At 55.3% G+C, this 24,374-nt stretch carries 26 protein-coding genes; 18 read left to right on the top strand and 8 right to left on the bottom strand.

Features of this window, described 5'->3' with window-relative positions:
• Window positions 1–9: 9 nt before the first annotated feature.
• Complete coding sequence (locus FA92_RS17375) at window positions 10–441, bottom strand: rhodanese-like domain-containing protein (protein ID WP_013359488.1); 432 nt, start codon at window positions 439–441, stop codon at window positions 10–12.
• A gap of 252 nt (window positions 442–693) precedes the next feature.
• Between FA92_RS17375 and envC the strand changes: the two genes are divergently transcribed.
• The 4 genes from envC to FA92_RS17395 all read left to right on the top strand — a co-directional run bounded on the left by envC (window position 694) and on the right by FA92_RS17395 (window position 5,138).
• Window positions 694–1,995: a murein hydrolase activator EnvC gene (gene envC / locus FA92_RS17380; RefSeq protein WP_033784296.1), complete on the top strand. Its 1,302-nt coding sequence runs from the start codon at window positions 694–696 to the stop codon at window positions 1,993–1,995.
• A gap of 3 nt (window positions 1,996–1,998) precedes the next feature.
• Window positions 1,999–2,901, top strand: a complete 903-nt coding sequence (locus tag FA92_RS17385; RefSeq protein WP_013359490.1) for a divergent polysaccharide deacetylase family protein — start codon at window positions 1,999–2,001, stop codon at window positions 2,899–2,901.
• Between the two features lie 103 nt (window positions 2,902–3,004).
• Window positions 3,005–4,234, top strand: a complete 1,230-nt coding sequence (locus FA92_RS17390) for a glycosyltransferase (protein ID WP_013359491.1) — start codon at window positions 3,005–3,007, stop codon at window positions 4,232–4,234.
• A complete protein-coding gene (locus FA92_RS17395) occupies window positions 4,227–5,138 on the top strand; it encodes a hypothetical protein (RefSeq protein WP_033784297.1) in 912 nt (303 codons plus the stop codon). Before FA92_RS17390 ends, FA92_RS17395 begins: the two co-directional genes overlap by 8 nt.
• 31 nt (window positions 5,139–5,169) lie before the next feature.
• Here the strand turns inward: FA92_RS17395 and tdh are convergent, their stop codons facing one another.
• Both tdh and FA92_RS17405 read right to left on the bottom strand, forming a co-directional pair.
• Window positions 5,170–6,198: an L-threonine 3-dehydrogenase gene (gene tdh, locus FA92_RS17400; RefSeq protein ID WP_013359493.1), complete on the bottom strand. Its 1,029-nt coding sequence runs from the start codon at window positions 6,196–6,198 to the stop codon at window positions 5,170–5,172.
• 10 nt (window positions 6,199–6,208) lie between these two features.
• Window positions 6,209–7,405, bottom strand: coding sequence for a glycine C-acetyltransferase (locus FA92_RS17405; protein ID WP_033784298.1), 1,197 nt, complete (start codon window positions 7,403–7,405; stop codon window positions 6,209–6,211).
• A gap of 230 nt (window positions 7,406–7,635) precedes the next feature.
• On the opposite strand from FA92_RS17405, the gene rfaD reads away from it, so the two are divergent.
• From rfaD to coaD, 11 genes are all read left to right on the top strand, one after another.
• Window positions 7,636–8,568, top strand: a complete 933-nt coding sequence (rfaD, locus tag FA92_RS17410) for an ADP-glyceromanno-heptose 6-epimerase (RefSeq protein ID WP_033734492.1) — start codon at window positions 7,636–7,638, stop codon at window positions 8,566–8,568.
• 17 nt (window positions 8,569–8,585) lie between these two features.
• Window positions 8,586–9,641, top strand: a complete 1,056-nt coding sequence (rfaF, locus tag FA92_RS17415; RefSeq protein ID WP_033784299.1) for an ADP-heptose--LPS heptosyltransferase RfaF — start codon at window positions 8,586–8,588, stop codon at window positions 9,639–9,641.
• Window positions 9,629–10,606 (top strand): lipopolysaccharide heptosyltransferase RfaC, encoded by a 978-nt coding sequence (rfaC, locus tag FA92_RS17420; RefSeq protein ID WP_033784300.1) that lies wholly within the window; start codon window positions 9,629–9,631, stop codon window positions 10,604–10,606. The genes rfaF and rfaC overlap by 13 nt, the downstream gene beginning before the upstream one ends.
• Window positions 10,603–11,679 (top strand): glycosyltransferase family 9 protein, encoded by a 1,077-nt coding sequence (locus tag FA92_RS17425; RefSeq protein ID WP_033784301.1) that lies wholly within the window; start codon window positions 10,603–10,605, stop codon window positions 11,677–11,679. The genes rfaC and FA92_RS17425 overlap by 4 nt, the downstream gene beginning before the upstream one ends.
• A 9-nt stretch (window positions 11,680–11,688) precedes the next feature.
• Window positions 11,689–12,693, top strand: coding sequence for a glycosyltransferase (locus tag FA92_RS17430; protein ID WP_033784302.1), 1,005 nt, complete (start codon window positions 11,689–11,691; stop codon window positions 12,691–12,693).
• A 268-nt stretch (window positions 12,694–12,961) separates the two neighbouring features.
• Window positions 12,962–14,008, top strand: coding sequence for a glycosyltransferase (locus FA92_RS17435; protein ID WP_033784304.1), 1,047 nt, complete (start codon window positions 12,962–12,964; stop codon window positions 14,006–14,008).
• Between the two features lie 73 nt (window positions 14,009–14,081).
• Window positions 14,082–15,158, top strand: a complete 1,077-nt coding sequence (gene rfaQ, locus FA92_RS17440) for a putative lipopolysaccharide heptosyltransferase III (protein WP_033784305.1) — start codon at window positions 14,082–14,084, stop codon at window positions 15,156–15,158.
• A complete protein-coding gene (locus FA92_RS17445; RefSeq protein ID WP_033784306.1) occupies window positions 15,151–16,284 on the top strand; it encodes a glycosyltransferase family 4 protein in 1,134 nt (377 codons plus the stop codon). Before rfaQ ends, FA92_RS17445 begins: the two co-directional genes overlap by 8 nt.
• Before the next feature lie 92 nt (window positions 16,285–16,376).
• Window positions 16,377–17,651 carry a lipid IV(A) 3-deoxy-D-manno-octulosonic acid transferase gene (gene waaA / locus FA92_RS17450; RefSeq protein ID WP_013359504.1) on the top strand — a complete coding sequence of 425 codons (1,275 nt, stop codon included), beginning with the start codon at window positions 16,377–16,379 and terminating at the stop codon, window positions 17,649–17,651.
• On the top strand, window positions 17,651–18,427 hold the full coding sequence (locus FA92_RS17455) for a glycosyltransferase family 2 protein (protein WP_033784307.1): 777 nt from the start codon (window positions 17,651–17,653) through the stop codon (window positions 18,425–18,427). The genes waaA and FA92_RS17455 overlap by 1 nt, the downstream gene beginning before the upstream one ends.
• Window positions 18,424–18,903 carry a pantetheine-phosphate adenylyltransferase gene (coaD, locus tag FA92_RS17460; RefSeq protein ID WP_033784308.1) on the top strand — a complete coding sequence of 160 codons (480 nt, stop codon included), beginning with the start codon at window positions 18,424–18,426 and terminating at the stop codon, window positions 18,901–18,903. Before FA92_RS17455 ends, coaD begins: the two co-directional genes overlap by 4 nt.
• Here coaD and mutM read toward each other — a convergent pair.
• From mutM to radC, 4 genes are all read right to left on the bottom strand, one after another.
• A complete protein-coding gene (gene mutM, locus FA92_RS17465) occupies window positions 18,900–19,709 on the bottom strand; it encodes a bifunctional DNA-formamidopyrimidine glycosylase/DNA-(apurinic or apyrimidinic site) lyase (RefSeq protein WP_033784309.1) in 810 nt (269 codons plus the stop codon). The two genes, coaD and mutM, sit on opposite strands and share 4 nt — an antisense overlap.
• A gap of 69 nt (window positions 19,710–19,778) precedes the next feature.
• Entirely contained in the window at window positions 19,779–19,946 is a 168-nt protein-coding gene (gene rpmG / locus FA92_RS17470) for a 50S ribosomal protein L33 (protein ID WP_001051798.1), read from the bottom strand.
• A gap of 19 nt (window positions 19,947–19,965) precedes the next feature.
• Window positions 19,966–20,202, bottom strand: coding sequence for a 50S ribosomal protein L28 (rpmB, locus tag FA92_RS17475; protein WP_013359508.1), 237 nt, complete (start codon window positions 20,200–20,202; stop codon window positions 19,966–19,968).
• A 241-nt stretch (window positions 20,203–20,443) separates the two neighbouring features.
• Window positions 20,444–21,100 (bottom strand): DNA repair protein RadC, encoded by a 657-nt coding sequence (gene radC, locus FA92_RS17480; protein ID WP_033784311.1) that lies wholly within the window; start codon window positions 21,098–21,100, stop codon window positions 20,444–20,446.
• 179 nt (window positions 21,101–21,279) lie between these two features.
• Between radC and coaBC the strand changes: the two genes are divergently transcribed.
• The 3 genes from coaBC (at window position 21,280) to slmA (ending at window position 23,652) form a co-directional block, all read left to right on the top strand.
• A complete protein-coding gene (gene coaBC / locus FA92_RS17485) occupies window positions 21,280–22,500 on the top strand; it encodes a bifunctional phosphopantothenoylcysteine decarboxylase/phosphopantothenate--cysteine ligase CoaBC (RefSeq protein ID WP_033784312.1) in 1,221 nt (406 codons plus the stop codon).
• On the top strand, window positions 22,478–22,936 hold the full coding sequence (gene dut, locus FA92_RS17490) for a dUTP diphosphatase (protein ID WP_013359511.1): 459 nt from the start codon (window positions 22,478–22,480) through the stop codon (window positions 22,934–22,936). The genes coaBC and dut overlap by 23 nt, the downstream gene beginning before the upstream one ends.
• Window positions 22,937–23,055: 119 nt before the next feature.
• The gene (slmA, locus tag FA92_RS17495) at window positions 23,056–23,652 is read left to right on the top strand and encodes a nucleoid occlusion factor SlmA (protein ID WP_033734520.1); all 597 of its coding nucleotides are present in this window, start codon (window positions 23,056–23,058) and stop codon (window positions 23,650–23,652) included.
• A 35-nt stretch (window positions 23,653–23,687) separates the two neighbouring features.
• On the opposite strand, the gene pyrE is transcribed toward slmA, so the two are convergent.
• Window positions 23,688–24,329: an orotate phosphoribosyltransferase gene (pyrE, locus tag FA92_RS17500; protein WP_003851333.1), complete on the bottom strand. Its 642-nt coding sequence runs from the start codon at window positions 24,327–24,329 to the stop codon at window positions 23,688–23,690.
• Window positions 24,330–24,374 lie beyond the last annotated feature (45 nt).

A 24,374-nucleotide genomic window follows, 5' to 3' on the forward strand; every position in this document is an offset into this window, starting at 1 on the left:
TCTGTAAGATTATTTACCGCGAACTAACGGCAGATTTTCGCCGCTCCAGCCACTGATACCCTCTTTCAGCACTGAAACCTGCTCAAAGCCTGCCGCGCTTAGATGTGCAGCAGAATCGCCTGCGCTTTGTCCGGTTGCACACACCACAATTATGGGCTGCGCTTTATGCTTTGCCAGTTCGTCGAGGTTGCCTTTTTTAATCTCAGCGGCTGCCACATTCAGCGCACCTGAAATATGCCCCCTGCGGAAATCGTCGCGCGAACGCACGTCTACTACTACCGCGTCCTCTTTATTAATCAGGCGGGTGGCTTCACCGCGGCTGATCGTTTTTACCTTAGAGAACATTCCTTTAACGGTAGTCACAATCACCATAACGAGTAAAACGACCCATGCCAGACTCAGGATGGGGTGATTGCTTGCAAACTGCATAATTTCTTGCATGAGGGGTAACGACTCCAGACCGGGCTAATAAGCTAAAACAAGGGTTCTGAGTATACCTGCGCCACTTCGCATGTACAGATGCTATGCGGCCAGAGTATCGATTTGTGCTCCATTTTCCAAAAAAAGTGGCTGAAAGGCAAAAATGGCGTAAGGGTTAATCCATGTCATGGCGAAAGTGGACATAACTGGAAAAGCAAATGCCCGCTGGCAGCACTGGTAAGCGGCGGTTCATCGTGGAATAATCATTGGCCTATGAAGGGAAAAACAACCGTTTCGCACACAAGGACCCGTCCCAACGGCGATAACCTGCCGTTGTTCACACACCTGTCCAGCCTCTCCCTTAGTCTGCTTTGTGCGGGAGCACTGTTGTTGCCTGCCGTTGTTCACAGTGCAGAAGACAGTAAATCTCAGTTGCAATCCATTCAGCAAAACATTGCTGCAAAAGAGAAAAGCGTTAAAGCGCAGAAATTGCAGCGCAGCAAACTGCTGGATCAGTTGCAGAGCCAGGAAAAGATCATTGCTCAGGCAAGTCGTCAGCTGCGAGATACCCGCAATAGTCTCACTGCCCTGAATGATGAGATGAAACAACTCGCCACCTCCATCGCCCGGCTTGAAAAACAGCAAACCCGCCAGGAAAACCTGCTTTCTGAGCAACTTGATGCGGCATTTCGTCAGGGTCAGCACAGCGGCGTGCAGCTTCTGATGGGCGGTGAAGAGAGCCAGCGCAGTGAGCGTATTCTGGCCTATTTCGGCTATCTGAACGCTGCCCGCCAGAAAAGTATCGAATCGCTGCAAAAGACGCGACAGGATTTAGACCAGCAACGCGCCTCGCTGGAGCAGAAGCAGCAGCAGCAGAAAGAGTTATTAGCGCAGCAGCAGGGGCAGCAGCAGAAGCTGCAACAGGCGAGCGACGCGCGTAAAAAGACCCTGACGTCACTGGAAAGCGCGCTGGAAAAAGATCAGGCCGATCTGGTCGAGATGCGCCAGAACGAAAGCCGTCTGCAGGATAAGATCGCCCGGGCGGAACGTGAGGCGCGCGAGCGCGCAGCTCGTGAAGCGCGCGAGGCGGAAAAAGTGCGTCAGCGTCAGGCGCAGGCGAAAGCCAAAGGCTCCAGCTATCAGCCGACTCAGAGCGAACGTGAACTGGTAGCCCGCACGGGTGGACTGGGGCGCGCGGGCGGACAGGCGTTGTGGCCGGTGCGCGGACGCATTGAACATCGCTTTGGTGAACAGCTGCAGGGTGAACTGCGCTGGAAAGGACTGGTGATTGATGCGCGGGAAGGCACCGAGGTGAAAGCGATTGCCGATGGTCGTGTGCTGATGGCCGACTGGTTGCAGGGCTACGGTCTGGTGGTGGTGCTGGAGCACGGTAAAGGTGATATGAGCCTGTATGGCTACAACCAAAGTGCGCTGGTGAGCGTGGGTACGCAGGTGAAGGCAGGACAGCCTATCGCACTGGTGGGCACCAGTGGTGGCCGCGGTACCCCGTCGCTCTATTTTGAAATCCGACGTCAGGGACAGGCCGTCAATCCACTCCCGTGGTTAGGAAAATAAGTTTTGCTGCAACGTCGAAAAATCTCCGTTCTGTTGAGCGCCTTACTGTTCAGCTATGCTGCACAGGCGGGCAAACTGGCCATTGTCATCGATGATGTCGGCTATCGCCCTGCCGAAGAGAACAAAGTCCTGCAGATGCCGCAGGCCATTTCAGTGGCGGTCTTGCCCAACGCACCCCATGCGCATGAGATGGCGACTAAAGCACATCAGAGTGGTCATGAAGTCCTGATCCATCTGCCGATGGCGCCGCTCAGCAAACAGCCGCTGGAAAAAGATACCTTAACGCCGGAGATGAGCAGTGAAGAGGTTACCCGCATCATGCGTAATGCGGTTAACAACGTGCCTTATGCCGTCGGTCTGAACAACCATATGGGCAGCAGGATGACCTCAAGCCTGCCCGGCATGCAGAAAGTGATGCAGGCGCTGAACCACTACAATCTCTACTTCCTGGATAGCATGACCATCGCTAACAGTCAGGCGATACCTGCCGCGCAGGGTACCCAGGTCAAGGTGTTAAAACGCCGGGTATTCCTTGATGACAGCCAGGATATTAACGCCATTCGCCAGCAGTTCAGCCGGGCGGTGAAGCTGGCGCAGCGCGACGGTTATGCGATTGCCATTGGCCATCCCCATCCGACTACCGTTCGGGTGCTGCAGCAGATGTTACCCACGCTGCCAGCCGACATTACGCTGGTTCGCCCCAGCCAGCTGCTGAACGAATCACTGCGAAGCGGCTCACCGACGCCTGCCGCTCCGGCAAAACCGGTGCCACCACGCTTCCAACCTGCCGGCTTGTGTAAAGCGAAACAGCCACTGGCACCGGTTCCGGCGACCCGAGCCTTAGCGGTAATCGCTGAAAGTGTGAATCACAGCCCACTGTTTACCACGCTAAAAAATCTCTTCTGATTTGCTATGAATGCTAAGTCTCAGGCTTAGCGTTCATTTATACGCAGAAATTACTATAATCCAGGGTCGGACAATAACGGGCTGTGCGGAAACAGTGATAGGGATGACGATAAATAAACAAAAAATCCTGCTGCTGGATAACGGCAGAGAGTGGGGCGGCGGCACCAACAGTATGCTGGAGCTGCTGAAACGTATCGATCGTCAAAAATTTGATATCACCTGCTGCTTCTACCACAACTACAGCCGTGGTAACGACGAAACGATTGAGGCCACGCTGAATGCGCTGGCCATTCCGGTCTTTTTTATTCCGCAAATCAAACAGCCACGCTGGGCAAAACTTGTTAAAGAAGCCGTGCGGGCGCTGCTGTTTTTCAACAAAAAGCTTAAGAAGCGTGTTATCGACGAGATTGATACGCGCTGGCGAATTATGCCTAATGCCAGCAAAATTAATTCCCTGCTGCAGTTGGGTAACTTCGACACGCTCTATATGAATAACCAGCCCAGTACTAATGTGGAAGGTTATCTGGCCGCGCGCAGCCTTGACGTTGCGGTGGTTCAACACTGCCGTATCGATCCGGTTCTGGAACCGCGGCTGGTCAGCATGGTGAATCAAGATTGCCAGGCTGTGATTGCCGTATCTCAGGGCGTCAATAACACCCTGCGTCGCCATGGTATCGATGCGGAACGCTGTTTTACCGTCAGTAATGCCATCGACGTTCACCAGACTCTGCCCGACCGCCTTGAAGTCCGCCAGCGTTTCAAACTCTCCCCTTCGACCTTCGTATTTGGCACTATCGGCTCTCTGATATTGCGCAAATCTAATCACCATATCCTGCAGGCGCTGGGCCGTTTTAAACGCGCCAATCCCGATGCAGACTGGCGGATGGTGATTGTCGGCGCAGGTCCGGAACTTCAGCATCTGCTGCAACTTGCGACTGCAGAGAACATCCAGCATCACGTGGTTTTTACGGGCTTTCAGAACAATGCTCTCGATTACCTCACGGCTTTTGATGCGTTTATTCTGGCCTCACGCAGTGAAGGCTTACCCCGGGTTGTGCTGGAGGCGATGCTGGTAAATACCGCCGTTGTGGGCTCCCGTGTGGTCGGCACTGCCGAATTGATCAGTCATGACGAAACCGGGCTGCTGTTTGATTATGGCAACGTGGTACAACTGACCCAGCACCTGACCGCACTATGGCAGGATGCGGATTTGCGTCAACGCCTGATCAATGCGGCAGCGAAACGCGTACGTGAACAGTACGCCATTGAAACCTATATCAGCGGCGTCGAGAATATTCTGCAAAGCGTCGCCAAAAAGAAACCTCATGCTTAATTTTTTAAATCCCCGTTACCGCCATATCAGAGCGCGCCATAACCTGCCTTATTCGCAAAAAGAGGTTCAGGGCACTGTGCCGGTCACGTCTGTCGTGATCCCCTGCACCGGCGCGGACTATATTGAAGAGGCTTTGCTAAGTGCCGATTTTGCGGCACGTTTCGCGACGGAGGCAAAAGAGGTCGTGATTGTCAGCGATCAGCCAGCGCACGCCTTTGGTAACCTGCCCGCTAAAACCCGCGTGGCGACGCTGGATGTGCCGCACCGGGAAGAGAGTTATCGCTATAAGCAGATCTATCGCAGTCGTTTGATCAAATTGCAGGCGCCCTTGCAGGCAGAAGGCGACGGTATTCTGATGATCGATTCCGACCTCAATCTGCTTAAGATGCCGCAGATCATGATGAAGCCGGACCATCTCTATTCCAGCTTCCGTCAGGGGAAAATGATTGCCAAGCTGGACGGTGCGCCGCAAGAGGCGATTCCCGCCTACTATCCGCACAGTATCCGGCCTTATCTGGTGGACCACGTGAATGGCGCTTACCTGGCTGCCACCCGTGAAGTCTGGCAGCGTATTTCGCCACTGTGGCTGACGCTGTTTAATGACACCTGGAATTTAATGAACGACAGCCAGCCGCCGACCGATCAGCTGCCGCTCGCGGTGTTGCTGGATATGCTGGATATTAAAACCGTCAATCTGGGCGAATGGGCTAACTGGCCGGTCTCCAAGAAAATCGGTGGTCAGTCAGCAGTCATCCCGCCGGAAGTGGTTGGCGCGCATGGCGGCTTTCCGCTGTCGGAATGGCAAAAATACCTTGCTGACCCGCAGCAGCCGCTGAACTTCAAAGGCCAGGACTACACGCGCAAAGTGCGCTACCTGACCGACGAAGAGAAGAAGCAAAGCTAATCCTGCGGCCGCCGTGCCAGCGGCCGTTGTTTTAATCCCAGCTTAGTATCACTTTCCCCGAGCGTCCTGAACGCATCTCATCAAAGCCCTGCTGGAAATCGTCGATACCGTAGCGATGCGTAATGACCGGCGTTAAATCGAGACCGGACTGAATCAGCGCCGCCATTTTGTACCAGGTTTCAAACATCTCACGGCCATAAATGCCTTTGATAAAAAGCCCCTTGAAGATCACCTGATTCCAGTCGATCGCCATTTCACCCGGCGGGATACCCAGCAGTGCGATCCGCCCACCGTGATTCATCACCTCCAGCAGTGAACGGAAGGCAGGAGGCGCGCCCGACATCTCCAGTCCGACATCAAATCCTTCCGTCATCCCCAGCGAGTGCATCACGTCCCGCAGATCTTCATTCGCCACATTGACCGCACGTGTGACGCCCATTTTCCGCGCCAGTGCCAGGCGATACTCATTGATGTCCGTGATCACCACATTGCGTGCGCCGACGTGGCGACAGACTGCAGCGGCCATGATGCCGATTGGACCTGCACCCGAGATCAGGACATCCTCGCCGACCAGGTCGAACGAGAGCGCGGTGTGCACTGCGTTGCCGAACGGATCAAAGATTGCCGCCAGTTCATCGGAAATATTGTCGGGAATTTTAAATGCATTAAAGGCGGGGATGACCAAATACTCCGCAAAGCAGCCCTGACGGTTAACGCCCACACCCATCGTGTTACGGCATAAATGAGTGCGTCCGGCGCGGCAGTTGCGACAGTGTCCACAGGTAATGTGCCCCTCGCCCGAAACCCGATCTCCAATCGTAAAGCCTTTCACTTCCTGTCCAATCGCGACCACTTCACCTACATACTCATGCCCGACAATCATCGGCACCGGAATGGTTTTGCGCGACCAGTCATCCCAGTTGTAGATATGAACATCGGTGCCGCAGATGGCGGTTTTACGGATCTTAATCAGCAGATCGTTATGCCCTGGCTCAGGAACCGGGGCATCGGTCACCATCCAGATGCCCGCTTCCTTCTTCAGTTTGGCGAGTGCTTTCATGACGGACTCCTCAGGCGACGACGCCCAGTTGTTTGCCGATGCGGGTAAAGGCCGCCACCGCACGCTCCAGCTGTTGCTGGGTGTGCGCCGCAGAGATCTGGGTGCGGATGCGTGCCTGACCTTTTGGCACCACCGGATAGAAGAAACCGGTCACGTAGATGCCTTCCTGTTGCAGCAGGCGGGCAAACTCCTGGGCAACACTGGCTTCACCCAGCATCACCGGGATAATGGCGTGATCGGCCCCCGCCAGCGTAAAGCCTGCCGCCGTCATCTGCTCGCGAAAGTAACGGGCGTTGTCCCACAGACGCTGACGCAGTCCGTCACCTTCACTGAGCAGATCCAGCACCCGCAGCGAGGCGGCCACAATGGCCGGCGCCAGCGAGTTAGAGAACAGATAGGGACGGGAACGCTGACGCAGCCACTCCACCACTTCGGCCTTTGCTGCGGTGTATCCACCGGACGCGCCGCCGAGTGCTTTCCCTAGCGTGCCGGTAATGATGTCGACCCGGCCCATGACGTCGCAATATTCATGGGTGCCGCGTCCAGCGTTCCCGACAAAACCCACCGCATGGGAATCATCTACCATCACCAGCGCGGAGAATTCATCGGCCAGATCGCAGATGGCGGGCAGATTTGCAATCACCCCATCCATTGAGAAGACGCCATCGGTGGCGATCAGGATATGACGGGCACCTTTATCGCGTGCTTCCTGCAGACAGATCCGCAGCTCTGCCATGTCATTATTGGCATAGCGATAACGCTGCGCTTTGCACAGCCGGACGCCGTCGATAATGGAGGCATGATTCAGCGCATCCGAGATCACCGCATCCTGCGCATCAAGCAGGGTTTCGAACAGACCGCCGTTGGCGTCGAAGCAGGAGGAGTAGAGAATGGCATCCTCCATCCCGAGAAACGCTGCCAGCCGCTTTTCCAGCTGCTTATGGCTGTCCTGCGTGCCGCAGATAAAGCGCACCGACGCCATGCCGAAACCATGCGAATCCATCCCCTCTTTCGCCGCCTGAATCAGCGCCGCATGGTTCGCTAAACCTAAGTAGTTATTGGCGCAGAAGTTAATCACTGCCGGATCGCTGCCAACCGCGATCTCCGTCTGCTGAGCAGAGGTGATGATCCGCTCCTGTTTAAACAGTCCTTCCTGACGTGCATCATCAAGTTGCTGACGAAGTTGTTGATAAAATTGCGCAGGCATCATTGCTCTCCTCAGATGGCAAAAATCTGGCATATCTTACTGAACAGGCCGCTTCTTCACGATAAATCGCCCAACAGAATGTCATTTTTGCAGCATAGTTCACGCCACGACGATGTACGCATAACGCGTTACAGAGTCATCTGGCTGTCTGCACCCTGATGAAATGTTATGATGTGAGGTATTCGTGTGTGAAACCTCCTGTTTCACCCCACAACGTTGAAGGTAACAACATGATTATCGTAACTGGCGGCGCAGGAATGATTGGCAGCAACATCGTCAAAGCGCTGAACGATCGCGGTCACACCGACATTCTGGTGGTGGATAATCTGAAGGATGGCACCAAGTTTGCCAATTTAGTCGACCTGGATATTGTCGATTACATGGACAAAGAAGAGTTCCTGATGAGCGTGATCGCGGGCGATGATTTAGGCCCGATCGAAGCGGTCTTCCATCAGGGCGCCTGCTCCTCCACCACTGAGTGGGATGGCAAGTACATGATGGAGAACAACTATCAGTATTCCAAAGAGCTGCTGCACTTCTGCCTTGAGCGCGAGATCCCGTTCCTTTACGCCTCTTCCGCAGCCACTTACGGTGGACGCAACGAGAATTTCATCGAAGAGCGGCAGTATGAACAGCCGCTGAATGTCTATGGCTACTCCAAGATGCTGTTCGACCACTACGTCCGTCAGATGCTGCCGGAAGCGAACTCGCCGGTGTGCGGCTTCCGCTATTTCAACGTCTACGGCCCGCGCGAAGGCCATAAAGGCAGCATGGCCAGTGTTGCCTTCCATCTGAACACGCAGATCAGCAACGATGAAAATCCAAAACTGTTTGAAGGCAGCGATGGCTTTAAACGTGATTTCATCCACGTTGATGATGTGGCAGAAGTGAATCTGTGGTGCTGGGAAAATGGCGTCTCCGGAATTTATAACTGTGGTACAGGCCGCGCCGAATCCTTCCAGGAAGTGGCTGATGCGGTACTGAAGTTCCACCAGAAAGGTCAGATCGAGTACATCCCGTTCCCGGAAAAACTCAAAGGACGCTATCAGGCTTATACCCAGGCCGATCTCACTAAATTGCGTGCTGCCGGTTACGACAAGCCCTTTAAAACGGTGGCGCAGGGCGTCGCTGAATATATGGTCTGGCTGAACCGCAACGCATAAAGGAAGCTGCTCCGGCGATGAAAATTCTGGTAATCGGCCCGTCGTGGGTCGGCGATATGATGATGTCGCAAAGTCTCTATCGCACACTCAAGGCCGAACATCCGGATGCAGTGATTGATGTGATGGCACCGGCATGGTGCCGTCCGTTGCTGTCACGCATGCCGGAGGTGAATCAGGCGCTGGCGATGCCGCTCGGGCATGGCGCACTGGAGATTGGTGAGCGTCGCCGGCTGGGGAAAGTGCTGCGCGCCAGTCACTACGACCGTGCTTATGTGCTGCCTAACTCCTTTAAGTCGGCGCTGGTCCCCTTCTTTGCCGGAATAAAACGCCGCGTCGGCTGGCGCGGTGAAATGCGCTATGGCCTGCTGAACGATTTGCGGGTGCTGGATAAAACCGCGTTTCCACTCATGGTTGAGCGCTACATTGCGCTGGGCTACGACACACCGGTTGCCTCGGCAGCGCAGCTGCCACAGCCGCTGTTGTGGCCAAAGCTGCAGGTTGAAGAGCAGGAAAAGATTGAAACCGCCGCACAGTTTCAGCTGGCGGCAACCCGTCCGATCATCGGTTTTTGTCCGGGTGCCGAATTTGGTCCGGCCAAACGCTGGCCGCACTATCACTACGCCACGCTGGCCCGTCAGTTGATTGCTGAAGGCTTCCAGATTGTGCTGTTTGGCTCCGCCAAAGATCGCCCGACCGGCGACGAGATTATCGCTGCGCTGCCAGAAGATGCACGCGGCCACTGCCGTAATTTGGCCGGTGAAACCCAGCTGGAGCAGGCAGTGATTCTGCTGGCGCAATGCCGGGCCGTGGTCAGTAACGATTCCGGCCTGATGCATATTGCTGCGGCGCTGGACCGTCCGCTGGTGGCGCTCTATGGGCCGAGCAGCCCTGACTTTACGCCGCCGCTTGCAAAACAGGCGCGTATTATTCGCCTGATTACCGGCTATCACAAAGTGCGTAAAGGCGATGCCGACCAGGGCTATCACCAGAGCCTGATCGATATTCAGCCTGAGCGCGTACATCAGACGCTGAGCGAACTGCTCGCACCACAGGAGGTGCCATGCACGTCCTGATTGTTAAAACCTCTTCAATGGGCGATGTACTGCATTCACTGCCGGCACTGACCGATGCGATGCATGCTATCCCCGGCATCCGTTTCGACTGGGTGGTGGAAGAGAACTTCGCGCAGATCCCTGGCTGGCATCCTGCGGTCGATAAGGTGTTACCGGTCGCAATCCGCCGCTGGCGCAAACACTGGTTTGGCAGTCAGCAGCGTGAAGAGCGTGTGCTGTTTAAGCGCGCGTTACAGTCGCGTGAGTACGATGTCGTCATTGATGCGCAGGGGCTAATCAAAAGTGCCGCGCTGGTTACCCGCTTATCGAAAGGGGTAAAGCACGGGCAGGACAGCCGTAGCGCGCGTGAGCCGTTTGCCAGCTGGTGGTATGACGTCCGCCATGAAGTCAGTAAGCGACAACACGCGGTTGAGCGAACGCGTGAACTGTTCGCCAAAAGCCTGGGCTATGAAAAGCCGCAAAGTCAGGGTGACTACGCGATTGCCGGACACTTTCTGCATCATCTGTCCGCTGACGCACATCATTATCTGGTCTTTCTGCATGCCACGACACGTGACAACAAGCACTGGCCGGAATCCCACTGGCGTCAGCTGATTGAGCTGGTGCAGCCCAGCGGGCTGCGGGTGAAATTGCCCTGGGGTGCAGAACATGAGCATCAACGCGCCTTGCGTCTTGCTGAAGGCTTTGAGCATGTTGAGGTGCTGCCTAAGCTGACGCTGGAAGCGATAGCCCAACAGCTGGCGGGCGCACGGGCGGTGGTCTCGGTCGATACCGGATTAAGTCACCTGACGGCGGCACTGGATCGTCCCAACCTCACGCTGTATGGCCCGACCGATCCTGGTTTGATTGGTGGTTATGGGCAGAACCAACAGGCACTGAGCGCCCCGAATCATAATCTGGCGGAGCTGACTGCTGACGCGGTGGCAGAAAAACTTCAGGCCGTTATCAGGGAAAATACGCCATGAACTATGTGCTGATCTATCTGCTGCTGGTGCCTTTGCGGACGGTAATGCGGCTGTTTTACCGTCCAACCGGACGCAGCTTAATCATTCAGACGGCAAAGATTGGTGATTTCATCAATATCACCCCGATGCTGCGCGCCCTGGGCCAGTCTGAACTGCTGATCAGCAAGGCGGTCGAGCCGCTGGTGCGTTACGATGACACGGTCAGCCGTTACTTTCTGATTGAAGATGCTAAACGCAGCTTTTTTGCCAAACTGAAGCTCGCGTTCACGCTGATGAACCGTTATGACAACGTTTATCTGGTGCAGCCCAACAGCGTGAACCTGTTTTTCGCCGCGTTATGTAACGCACCGAACAAGCAGTTTCTGCGCACCTATGTGCGTAAGTCTTACCATGCAACCTTCTATCGCAGCGCCAGCGGCATTGTCGACCATAGCAAAACGGATTTAACGCTCGACAGTTATCTGAAGCTGATTAACCGTGACTACCGCTATACCGACTTTCCCAAACATGCGACCTCGCCGCTCTTGCAGCCGGCTGAGCCGCCCGCCGCGCTGCGTAATCCGCGCAGCGGCATTAAAATAGGTATCAGTATTTCTGCCGGTAATCGGGCCAAAACCATTCCTGCCAGCATCTGGCAGCAGCTGATGGCGTCGCTGGCTGAGCTGCCCTGCACCTTTTATGTCTTTGGCCCACCGGCTGAGCAGCCTTGGCTGGATGAGTTACTGAGCCTGACCGGCCCCAAAGAGAATATTGTCAGCCTGATTGGTGAGCTGAAACTGGAAGAGGTTCCCTGGGCCATTGCGCAGATGGATTTCTATATCGCCTCTGATTCTGGCAATGCGTATATTGCTGATGCCCAGCAGATTCCGGTGATCATGCTTTACGGGCCGTGTGAAGTCAGGGAGCAGCGTCCGGTCAATAACGTGTTGTTTATCGGACCCGATAATATTGCGGCCTCGACGTTCGTTTTTGCTACCCGTTTTAAGTTTGATCAGCCCGCTGAAAAATTATTCGGGCTGGATCATGATAAACTGACTAGAATACAAACGTTTATTACTCATAATCTGGAATAGTGAAGCGTAATGGCAATTACCCCTCTTGCTGATGCCGTTCAGCAAAGTCAGCTGCTGGTCAACACGCTTGCTGACACGGATGATAATCCGGTTCACGTTGCGTTTGGCATCAACCACGCCTACGCGCGTGGCCTGGGCATTACGCTGTTTTCACTTCTCCATCATCATCCTGATACCGCGTTCCACGCCCATATTTTCTCCGATTCCCTGCGTGATGGAGATGTGCAAAAACTGCGCTTGCTGGCCACAGGCCACCGTCTGGCGATTACGTTGCATATTTTTAACAGTGCCTGGGTTGATCAGTTGCCTGCTGTGGGTCGCTATCCTAAAAGCATCCACTACCGCTTCCTGATCCCTGAAACTGTGGCGAGCTACAGCGATCGGGTGATCTATATTGATGCTGATACGCTTGTAGTGGGCGACTACTCTCCTCTGTTTACTCTGGACATCACGGATTACACGCTGGCGGCCTGTAACGACACACCACGTGCGCGGCAGAACCAGTGCGCAAGGCTGGGGCTGAAGCATCATCACTATTTCAACTCCGGTTTTATGCTGATCAATATTCCGCGCTGGCTCGAAAGGCAGACTACGGCGCGCATTACCGACGTGCTGGTGACGCGGGGCGCAGAGTTTGGTTTTCCCGATCAGGATGCGCTAAATATCGTGCTGGAGGATGAGACTCTGATCCTGCCGGACCGCTATAACCAGATTTACGACATCATCGCCAATAAAGTCTGGGATCATACTGCCGTTTCAGCGGACACCGTGATGATTCACTACACCGGTAAATGCAAACCCTGGCATGCCTGGGCCGGCAGCGATCTTGCCCAGCTATATTATAGCTATTACCAGCGCTCGCCCTGGGCTTCACAACCACTTGATACGCCCAGACATTATAAAGAGATGAAGCGCTTCGCCCGTATAAAGTGGCATCAGAAACAGTATGCTGAAAGCATGAGCTGGATGATGAAGTATGTCAGTCTCAAGTTTTTTAAGCAGAGCGAGCAGTAGTGCTCTCAGGTTTATCAGATTGATGCAGGCGCGGTTATTTCAGCGCCTGACTTTCCCGTCATTTATCCCGCCTGCTGCTTACCACGATATCTTATAAAAAAGACGCTGAATGAACACCGGCATAATAATCTGTTTACCTGTAAAGCGACTTTGCGTAAAAAAAGCGCATATAGCGCATTATTATTGTCGGGCGTGGTTTTTAGTAAAGCAGGAAAGCTACACCGTCTTATAATCGTGAACTTCCTGATTCCATTCTGCTGATTTGGAAATGATTTATGACGAGGCAACGCCCTTTCGCAGTGAGTTCAACGCGGGTGAAGATAGTGTGATGAGTACTTCTCCTTTGCTGAGTATCATTACGCCGATGTTCAATGCGGGCAGCATGTTTGACGAGTTCATGCAGTCACTGCTGGCGCAGACGCTGACCGCTCTGGAGATCATCATTGTCGATGACGGTTCCACCGACGGCTCAGGTGAGCGCGCTGACCTGTATGCACAGCAGCACGCTCATATTCGTGTGATTCATCAGGAAAATGGCGGCGTGTCGCGCGCCCGTAACGCCGGTCTGGCGATAGCCCGTGGGAAATATGTCACCTTCCCGGATGCAGATGACACCATGCAGCCCGAGATGTATCAGACGCTGGTGACGATGGCAGAAGCGGACAATCTGGATGCGGCACAGTGCAACGCCGAGTGGTTTTTCAAACACAGCCAGCGGGTAAAACCGCTGATTCCGCTGGACCGTTTGCGCAGTACGCCGGTGCTGAGCGGTGCCGACTGGCTCAATACCGCGTTGAAAACCCGTCGTTATATGCACGTGGTCTGGCTGGGCATCTACCGCCGGGCATTGATTGAGCAGCATCAGTTGCAGTTTGAACCCGGCCTGCATCATCAGGATATTCCCTGGACCACCGAATTTATGCTGCTGGCGAAACGCGTACGTTATACCGACGCCGTGCTCTATCGCTACTATATGCACGACGCCTCCATCAGCAACCGCAAACGGACCGGCGAGCGCAACGTGGAATATCAGCGTCACTACCTGAAGATTGCGCGGCTGCTGGAAGAGCTTAACAATCGCTATCGTGACCGCGTGAAAATCTACCCGTCGTTTCACTATCAGGTGACCCATGAAGCGCTCAGCGTTTGTCACAGTGTGAGGCGTGAGCCTGATGCCCGCGCACGCCAGGCAATCATTGCCGATCTGTTCACGACCGGTACACACCTGCGCATGTTACGTAATGCCCGGGGAATTAAGCAGTGGTATCAGTTGCTGTTGTGGCTTGCCCGGCTCTATCGCTGGCGTGATAAATAACCTTTGAGGCTGGCTTTATCCTAAAAAGGGTTTGCCCTACAATCGGTTCACTGAATTCTGAGAACTCTTGTTTATGGCCAGCCTGATTCCAGCAAACTTCTCTCCAAAAAATATATTACTGATTAAGCTGCGCCATCATGGTGACATGCTGCTCACAACGCCCGCCATCAATGCGCTTCATGAGCGTTATCCGCAGGCCAGCATCGACGTGTTGCTCTATAAGGAGACGCGTCCGATGCTGGAGGCGCATCCGGCCATCCGCCATTTGCACGTCATCGATCGCAAATGGAAGCAGGAAGGCACCTGGCGCAAGCTGGGCCATGAGCGTGCATTAATTCGCGCCGTGCGCGACGCCCAGTATGATCTGGTGATCAATCTGGCCGATCAGTGGCGCGCTGCTCAGATTACCCGTCTCTCTGCGGCACCCGTTCGCATCGGTTTTGCCTATAAAAAACGCGATAACGTGCTGTGGCGATGGTGTCACAACTGCCTGGTCCCCACACACAATCACAGCAAACTGCATACCGTTGAGCAGAATATGTCGGCGCTGGCGCCCCTCGGCATCAGCAGCGAAGGCGCTCGCGTATCAATGCACTACAGCGATGCTGACCAGCAAATTGTGCTGGCCCGACTGGCGGAACATCATGTCACTGCGCCCTATATTGTGGTGCAGCCGACCTCACGCTGGGGCTTCAAATGCTGGGAAGAGGAGAGCGTTGCGGCCACACTTGATCAGCTGGCGCAACCGGGCCGCAAAGTGGTGCTGACCGCCGGGCCGGACAAGCAGGAGCTGGCGATGATTAACCGCATTCGCGCGCGCTGTGTATCAAAGGATGTGGTTTCGCTGGCGGGTCAGTTCACGCTGCCGCAGCTGGCGGCATTGATCGATCATGCCCGTCTGTTTATTGGCGTCGACTCTGCGCCGATGCATATGGCTGCTGCGCTTGAAACGCCCTGCATTGCACTGTTTGGCCCGACCAAGTTGCAGCACTGGCGGCCCTGGGGTGACAACAATCATGTTATCTGGGCGGGCGATTATGGCCCGCTGCCCTCACCCGATTCCATCGACACCAAAACTGACCAGCGTTATCTCTCGGCCATTCCGGTAAAGGATGTGGTCGCGGCAGCGAGGAGCTACCTGAATGAGTAAGTTACGGCTGGCGATTGTCCGGCAGAAATATCGTCCGGATGGCGGTGCTGAACGTTTTATCTCACGCGCGCTGGAGGCGCTGGGCAGCGAAAAGCTCGATCTCAACATCATTACCCGCAGCTGGCAGGGCACGCCCAACCCAGACTGGCATCTGCATATCTGTAATCCGGCAAAGCTAGGCCGGGTCTCCCGTGAGCGCGGTTTTGCCCGGGCAGCACGCGCCTGCTGGGAGCGCGAAAAGTTTGATATTGTACAAAGCCATGAGCGCATTGCGGGCTGTGACATTTTCCGTGCGGGTGATGGCGTGCATCGCGTGTGGCTGGAACAGCGCGCCCGCATCGTCTCATCCTGGCAACGGCTGAGTGCTGCACTCAGTCCTTATCACCGCTATGTTCTGCAGGCGGAAGCGGAGATGTTCAACTCTCCGACGCTGAAAGCGGTGATCTGTAATTCAGAGATGGTAAAGCGCGATATCCTGCGTTGCTTTTCGCTCGACGCCGGAAAAATCCATGTCATTCATAACGCTATCGACGCCAGTCGTTTCCAGCCCGCTACGGAAGCTGCCCGTCGCGCCACCCGTCAGCAGCTGTCACTGCCCGATGCAGCGACCGTACTGATTTATGTCGGCTCCGGCTTTGAGCGCAAAGGACTGAAAGCGGCGATACAGGCGCTGGCTGCCAGCGATCGTTATCTGATTGTAGTGGGCCAGGATAAACAATTACAACGTTATCAGCAGCTGGCAAACCAGCTTCACTGCCTGGACCGCCTGCGCTTTGTCGGCGTACAGCAGAATGTGCAGCCGTTCTATCACGCGGCGGATGGCCTGTTGCTGCCCACGCTCTATGATCCCTTTCCGAATGTGGTGCTGGAGGCGATGGCCTGCGGCTTACCGGTAATTACCAGCACCGGTTGCGGTGGCGCGGAATTTATTACTGCTGGTCAGGAAGGCTTCGTCTGTGATGCCCTGGATATCAATGGCTTAAATGATGCAATTAACGCCATACCGGCACTTTCCGTCGATTCACAAATGGGTGACGCGGCACGGCGAAAAATTGAGCCTTATGGTCCACAACGGCTGGCGCAGGCGCTGACTTCGCTTTATCAGCAGGTAGTGAGTAGCAACTGACAATGTGGGATGAGTGCATGCAGGGTTTCTGATACCATGCCGCCATCTCATTTTAATCTGTTTTTAGACGCGAACCTGCTGTAACGGTAACTATGACGACCATTTACACCGCATTGCTCTACTTCATTCAGCCACTGATCTGGCTGCGCCTGTGGCTGCGCGGTCGTAAAGCGCCTGCCTATCGCAAACGCTGGGCAGAACGCTATGGCTATTGTGTCGGCAAAGTGAAGCCTGACGGCATTGTGCTGCACTCGGTCTCTGTGGGTGAAACGCTGGCCGCGATTCCGCTGGTGCGCGCACTGCGTCATCGTTACCCGACCCTGCCGATTACCGTCACCACCATGACGCCAACCGGTTCTGAGCGGGCGCAATCTGCTTTTGGCAAAGATGTGCACCACGTCTATCTGCCTTATGATCTGCCAGGTTCAATTAATCGTTTTCTGGATACGGTTAATCCACGGCTGGTGATCATCATGGAAACGGAGCTGTGGCCGAACATTATCCGCATTCTGCACCAGCGCAACATTCCGCTGGTGATCGCCAATGCCCGCCTCTCGGCCCGCTCCGCCAAAGGCTATCGCAAGCTGGGTAAATTTATGCGCCAGCTGTTGCAGAGCATCACGCTGATTGCGGCACAGAATACGGAAGATGGCGACCGCTTCCTGAGTCTGGGCCTGAAACGTTCACAGCTGGCGATTACCGGCAGCCTGAAGTTTGATATTTCCGTGACGCCAGAACTGGCCGCCAGAGCGGTAACACTGCGTCGCCAGTGGGCGCCGCGTCGCCCGGTGTGGATTGCCACCAGCACGCACGAAGGCGAAGAGGCCATCGTGCTGGATACCCATCGTCGCCTGCTGCAGACGTTTCCGGATCTGCTGCTGATTCTGGTTCCCCGCCATCCTGAACGCTTTAACGATGCGCGCGAACTGACGCAGGAACGCGGCTTCAGCTTTATCCTGCGCAGCAGCGGTGAGATCCCTTCGGGTTCCACGCAGGTGGTCATCGGCGACTCAATGGGTGAACTTATGCTGCTTTACGGCATCGCCGATCTGGCGTTTGTCGGCGGCAGCCTGGTTGAGCGGGGCGGACACAACCCGCTGGAACCCGCGGCCCATGCCCTTCCGGTGCTGATGGGGCCTCACATCTGGAACTTCAAAGATATCTGCAGCAAGTTGCAGGAAGGCCAGGGTCTGATCACCGTCACCGACGTGATTTCACTGGAAAAAGAGGTCACCAACCTGTTACAGGATGATGATTACCGCCGTTATTACGGACGCCATGCGGTAGACGTACTGCACCAGAACCAGGGTGCGCTTCAGCGTCTGCTACAGTTACTCGAACCGCATCTGCCACCACGGGCCCACTAATGTCAGCACGCCAGCGTCTTTCTGTGGTGATGATCGCCAAAAATGAAGCGGAGCTGCTGCCGGCTTGTCTGGCCTCAGTCAGCTGGGCCGACGAAATTATTGTGCTGGATTCTGGCAGCAGTGACGACAGTGTTGAGATCGCCACGCAGGCTGGGGCGCAGGTCTATAAAAGTGATGACTGGCAGGGCTATGGCATTCAGCGCCAGCGCGCACAGGGCTATGCCACCGGCGACATGATTCTGATGATCGATGCAGATGAGCGTGTTTCACCCGAACTGCGTGCCGCGATTGAGCAGGTGCTGGTCGCCCCACCCAGCCACACGGTTTACAGCCTGGGCCGCAGTAATCTGTTTCTCGGCCGCTTTATGCGCCACAGTGGCTGGTATCCCGACCGCGTGATGCGTCTCTATCCACGCACCTTCCATTACAATGACAATCTGGTGCATGAATCACTGCAGAGTGACGGCGCACCGGTGGTGGCGTTGCCTGGCGCTCTGGAACATCTGACCTGCCGCGATTTAATCGCCTTTCAGCGCAAACAACTGGCCTATGCTGAAGCCTGGGCCACGGAACGTCACCAGCGCGGTAAGCGTTGCGGCCTCTTTTCTGTGTTCAGCCATACGCTGGGCGCGTTTGTTAAAACGTTGCTGCTGCGTGCCGGTTTTCTCGACGGCAAACAGGGCTGGATTCTGGCGGTGGTCAACGCGCAATATACCTTCAATAAATATTCAGCCCTCTGGGCGCTGAATCACGCTTCGGCAAAAGGGCGAGTATGACCACTAAAGCCATCTATCCCGGTACGTTTGATCCTGTAACGCTCGGTCATCTCGACATCGTGACGCGGGCAGCGCAGATGTTTGATCAGGTGATTCTGGCCATTGCTGCCAGCCCCAGTAAAAAACCGATGTTCAGCCTGGATGAGCGCGTGGCGCTGGCCGGTCAGGTGGTGGCCCATCTGCCGAACGTTGAGGTGATCGGCTTCAGCGACCTGATGGCAAATTTCGCCCGTGACCAGCAGGCGAATGTGCTGGTCCGTGGCTTGCGTGCGGTGTCAGACTTTGAATATGAAATGCAGCTGGCGCAGATGAATCGTCACCTGCTGCCAACGCTGGAGAGTGTGTTCCTGATGCCGTCTGAAGGCTTCTCGTTTATCTCCTCTTCGCTGGTCAAAGAGGTGGCGCGTCACAGCGGCGATGTTTCCGCCTTTCTGCCCGCGCCCGTGCATCAGGCACTGCTGGCTAAACTGGCTTAATGCTGGCAGTTGGGGCACCAGTAGGTGCTGCGCTGCCCGTGCCTGCCGCTGATAATCGGCGTACCGCATGCCCGGCAGGGTTCACCGGCCCGGCCATAAACCTGCAACTGCTGGGCAAAATAGCCAGGCTTGCCGTCGGTCTGTAAGAAGTCACGCAGCGTAGTACCGCCCTGCTCAATTGAACGTAACAGCACCGCTTTAATGGTGTTGACCAGCAGCTCCGCTTCAGCCTGCGACAGACTACCTGCGGCACGATCGGGAAGGATCCCGGCGGTAAACAGTGACTCACTGGCGTAAATGTTGCCCACGCCCACCACCACTTTGTTATCCATCAGCCACTGCTTGATGAACGTCCGTTTGCCACGTGACTTATCAAACAGGTAAGCGCCGTCAAACTGGTCGCTAAGCGGCTCAGGCCCAAGATGTGCCAGCACGCTACTGCCCGTCAGATCGCTGCTCCAGAGCCAGGCACCAAAGCGGCGCGGGTCGGTGTAACGCAGTACTTTGCCGTTGCCCATCACCAAATCAACATGGTCATGCTTCGCTGCTGGCAGCTCCCCGGATAGCACGCGCAGGCTGCCCGACATGCCCAGGTGGATAATAATCCAGCCATGCGGCAGTTCCAGCAGCAGATATTTCGCCCGACGCTGCACGCTGAGCACCGGCTGATCGCTTAGCGCCAGGATCTCCTGCGAAACAGGCCATCGCAGACGTGAATTACGCACCACGGCGTGAAGAATGGTTTCACCGACCAAATGCGGCTCGATACCGCGGCGGCTGGTCTCAACCTCTGGCAACTCTGGCATACCTTCTCCTCAGCGTTTTACACAAACAAAAAACCCGGCCGGAGCCGGGTTTTTAGCAGGACACTAAAATTACTTAATTTTAGCTTCTTTGTAGATCACATGCTGACGTACAACCGGATCGAACTTTTTCAGTTCCAGCTTCTCTGGTTTAGTACGTTTGTTCTTCGTGGTGGTATAGAAGTGACCTGTACCAGCAGAGGAAACCAGCTTGATCTTCTCACGAATACCTTTAGCCATGATTCAGTTCCTTAGTACCTTAGTACTTCTCACCACGGGCACGCATGTCGGATAAAACCGTATCAATGCCCTTTTTATCAATAATGCGCATACCTTTAACAGATACACGCAGAGTAACGAAGCGCTTCTCGCTCTCAACCCAAAAACGGTGTGAGTGCAGGTTCGGAAGGAAACGGCGTTTCGTCGCGTTCATTGCGTGGGAACGGTTGTTACCCGTTACCGGACGCTTTCCAGTTACCTGGCAGACTCGTGACATGTCTATATCTCCAAAAATCAAATCAGCTCGAGCTTTAAAAATTAGGTTTTGGCCGCCTCGTCAGGCTTGCAGCCCGCCAGGCGAGTTCCATGGAACCCGCTAAGCTGGCCTAACCGCCAAACCCGAGATTCTCAAAGGTGGCGTAGTATACGCCGCTCAGCCCAAGTGCTCAAGTCCCGAACAGATAAAGATCCCGAATGATCGGGCAAAAAGCCGCCACCTGGCGCGAATTTTCCCTGAATCAGAGCCATCCCCGCTCAGCAAAGGAGGCATATTCGCCATGGCCAATCACCAGATGATCGAGCAGACGGATGTCGAATAGCTGACAGGCTTCGCTGACTTTATGGGTCACTTCACGGTCAGCACGGCTCGGTTCCGCCATCCCCGACGGATGATTGTGCGCCAGTATCAAGGCGGCTGCGTTGAGCTTCAGCGCTTCCCGGACGATCTCGCGGGGGTGAACTTCCACACTATTAATGGAGCCAGAGAACATATTCTGTGCCCGCAGCACCCGATGCTGATTATCCAGAAACAGGGCCATAAAGATCTCCCGTTCCTGGTGGGCTAACAGACTTTGCAGATACTGGCGTGTAATCTGTGGATTTTCCATCACGCTTTCGCGCGCCAGCTTACTGGCGAAAAAGCGCTTCGCCAGTTCGGCAATCGCGTGCAGTTGCGCCAGCTTGGCATCACCGACACCTTTAATTTTGCAAATTGCCGCTTTGTCTGACGTCATGAGCTGATAAAGCGAGCCAAATCCCTCCAGCATCTGCCCGGCCAGCTCAAGGACGTTCTGCCCCGGTGAGCCGGTGCGGAGAAAGATGGCCAGCAGTTCGGTATCGCTGAGCGAATGCGCGCCCAGTTTTTGCAGTTTTTCCCGTGGTCCCTTGATTTTCATCTTTGCTCTCCCTGAGATGCGCCTAGAGTGGCCCATCCTGAAGCGTACCGCTATCAGTGGCGCATCAATCTTCGAGGCGGCTCGCAAACGCAGTTGGTGAAAAGGCGCGTCCACGCTTTTGTGATAAAGTCCGTGCATTCGCCGCCGCGGGCGGCAGAGAGCTTAGTGAGGCCAACATCATGATGGGATTAGCCGGCAAAAAAATTCTTCTTGGCGTGAGCGGTGGTATCGCCGCTTATAAAGCACCTGAGCTGGTGCGTCGCCTGCGCGACCGCGGCGCTGATGTCCGCGTAATGATGACGGAGGGGGCAAAGGCCTTTATTACTCCGCTCAGCCTGCAGGCCGTTTCAGGCTATCCGGTGTTTGACGATCTGCTTGATCCGGCAGCGGAAGCGGCGATGGGTCATATTGAACTGGCAAAATGGGCCGACCTGATTGTGCTGGCACCCGCCACTGCCGACCTGATTGCCCGTATCACTGCCGGTATGGCAAACGATCTGGTGACCACCGCCGTCTTAGCGACGGCCTCACCCGTAGCGGTAGTGCCCGCAATGAATCAGCAGATGTATCGTGCGGCGGTGACCCAGTACAACCTGCAGACGCTGCATGAGCGTGGCGTGCTGATCTGGGGGCCGGACAGCGGCAGCCAGGCCTGCGGTGATGTCGGGCCGGGCCGGATGCTTGACCCGCTGGTGATTGTTGACCATGCGGTGCAGTGGGCGGCGCCCGTCAACGATCTGCAACATCTCAACATTATGATAACCGCCGGTCCAACCCGTGAGGCCCTGGACCCGGTGCGCTACATCTCGAATCACAGCTCCGGCAAAATGGGCTTTGCGATTGCCGCTGCTGCTGCCAGGCGCGGCGCACAGGTAATGCTGGTCAGTGGTCCGGTCAGCCTGGCTGCACCAGCGGGTGTGCGGCGCATTGATGTTACCAGCGCGCTGGAGATGCAGGCCGCCGTCATGAGCGAGATAGATAAACAACATATTTTCATTGCAAGCGCAGCCGTGGCAGACTACCGGGCAGCCGATATTGCGGCCGATAAAATCAAGAAACAGGGCGGCGATGATAACGTCACGCTGAACCTGGTAAAGAATCCCGATATTGTTGCCGGGGTTGCCGCACTTCAGGAAAACCGGCCATTTGTGGTTGGATTTGCTGCTGAAACACAGAATGTGGAAGAATACGCCCGGCAAAAACGGGTGCGCAAGAATCTGGACCTGATCTGCGCTAACGATGTCGCTAAAGCCGGACAGGGATTTAATAGCGACACCAATGCTCTTCACCTTTTTTGGCAGGATGGAGAAAAACGCTTACCGCTCAGCGATAAGTCTCTCCTTGGCCAACAATTAATAGACGAGATTGTCAGCCGTTATGATGAAAAAAATAGACGTTAAAATTCTGGATGCGCGTGTCGGCAAAGAGTTTCCACTGCCGACCTACGCCACGTCAGGTTCCGCTGGGTTAGATTTACGCGCCTGTATTGATGAGGTGCTCGACATCGCACCAGGCACAACCACGCTGGTCCCGACCGGTCTGGCGATTCATATCGCCGACCCCGATCTGGCCGCTGTGATCCTGCCGCGCTCCGGTCTTGGCCATAAACACGGCATCGTGCTGGGCAACCTGGTCGGGTTGATTGACTCCGACTATCAGGGACAGCTGATGGTGTCGGTCTGGAATCGCGGCCAGGAAAGTTTCTCTCTGCAACCCGGCGATCGCATGGCACAACTGGTCTTTGTACCGGTGGTACAGGCGGAATTTAACCTGGTCGACGATTTCGACGCTAGCCTGCGCGGCGAAGGCGGCTTCGGCCACTCAGGTCGCCAGTAACCCGCATTACCGACTTTCACTTACGCCCGTTATTTTTCCTCATCGCCATGGGACGCGTTCCTGTGGCAGATGCGTAGGTGTTGCCTGTTTTTAGGTGAATTTCAGGGGTTTTTAAGGTCATGGCAGAAAAAAAAGTCGCGAAGCGGAACCGTCGCGAAGAGATTTTGCAGGCGCTGGCACAGATGCTGGAGTCAGGTGATGGCAGTCAGCGCATTACCACCGCCAAGCTGGCAGCCACGGTAGGCGTTTCCGAAGCGGCGCTGTATCGTCACTTCCCCAGTAAGACACGCATGTTCGATAGCCTGATTGAGTTTATCGAAGACAGTCTGATTACCCGCATCAATCTGATCCTCAAAGATGAAAAAGAGACCATGACGCGCCTGCGTCTGATCGTGCAACTGATTCTGGGATTTGGTGAGCGTAATCCGGGACTGACGCGCATCCTGACCGGCCATGCGCTGATGTTCGAGCAGGACCGGCTGCAGGGACGTATTAATCAGCTGTTTGAGCGGATTGAAGTGCAACTGCGACAGGTGATGCGTGAACGGAAAATGCGTGAGGGCGAAGCTTTTCAGGCTGATGAGGCGTTACTGGCAAGCCAGCTGCTGGCTTTCTGTGAAGGTTTACTGTCGCGCTATGTCCGTTCTGAGTTTCGTTTCAGTCCCACCGCAGACTTTGAGGCTCGCTGGCCGCTGATGGCCGCTCAGCTGGTGTAAAGAGTCAAAGAAGGCGGGCATCGCGCCCGCCTCTGTTAAATCCCGTACGCTTTCTGATAGGCACGAACCTGAGCCAGATGATCGGCCATCTCCGGTTTCTCTTCCAGCCAGCTAATCAGGTCGGCCAGTGTGATAATGGCGGTCACTTTGCAGCCGTAATCACGTTCCACTTCCTGAATCGCCGACATCTCTCCACGTCCACGCTCCTGACGATCAAGCGACACCAGCACGCCTGCCAGGGTAGCGTTATGCGCACCGATAATATCCATCGACTCACGAATCGCTGTACCTGCCGTGATCACATCGTCCACCAGCATCACTTTGCCCTGCAGCGGGCTGCCCACCAGCAGGCCGCCTTCACCGTGATCTTTGGCTTCTTTGCGGTTGAAGCAGTAGGGCACATCGCGGTCATGATGGTCCGCCAGCGCCACCGCAGTGGTGGTCGCAATCGGAATGCCTTTATAGGCCGGGCCGAACAGCAGATCGAAATCGACAGCGCCATCCACCAGCGCCTGCGCGTAGAAGCGTCCCAGCAGCGCTAAATCCCGTCCGCTGTTAAACAGACCAGCATTAAAGAAATAGGGGCTTTTACGCCCTGACTTTAAAGTGAACTCACCGAACTTCAGCACCTGCTTGTTCAGGGCGAATTCAATAAACTGACGCTGCCAGGCTTTCATTTCTCACTCCTCAAATAAAGAAAAGGCGACTCTGAGGTCGCCTGT

It is taken from the genome of Pantoea sp. 9140, assembly GCF_000745295.1.
GTDB classification, from domain to species: domain Bacteria; phylum Pseudomonadota; class Gammaproteobacteria; order Enterobacterales; family Enterobacteriaceae; genus Pantoea; species Pantoea vagans.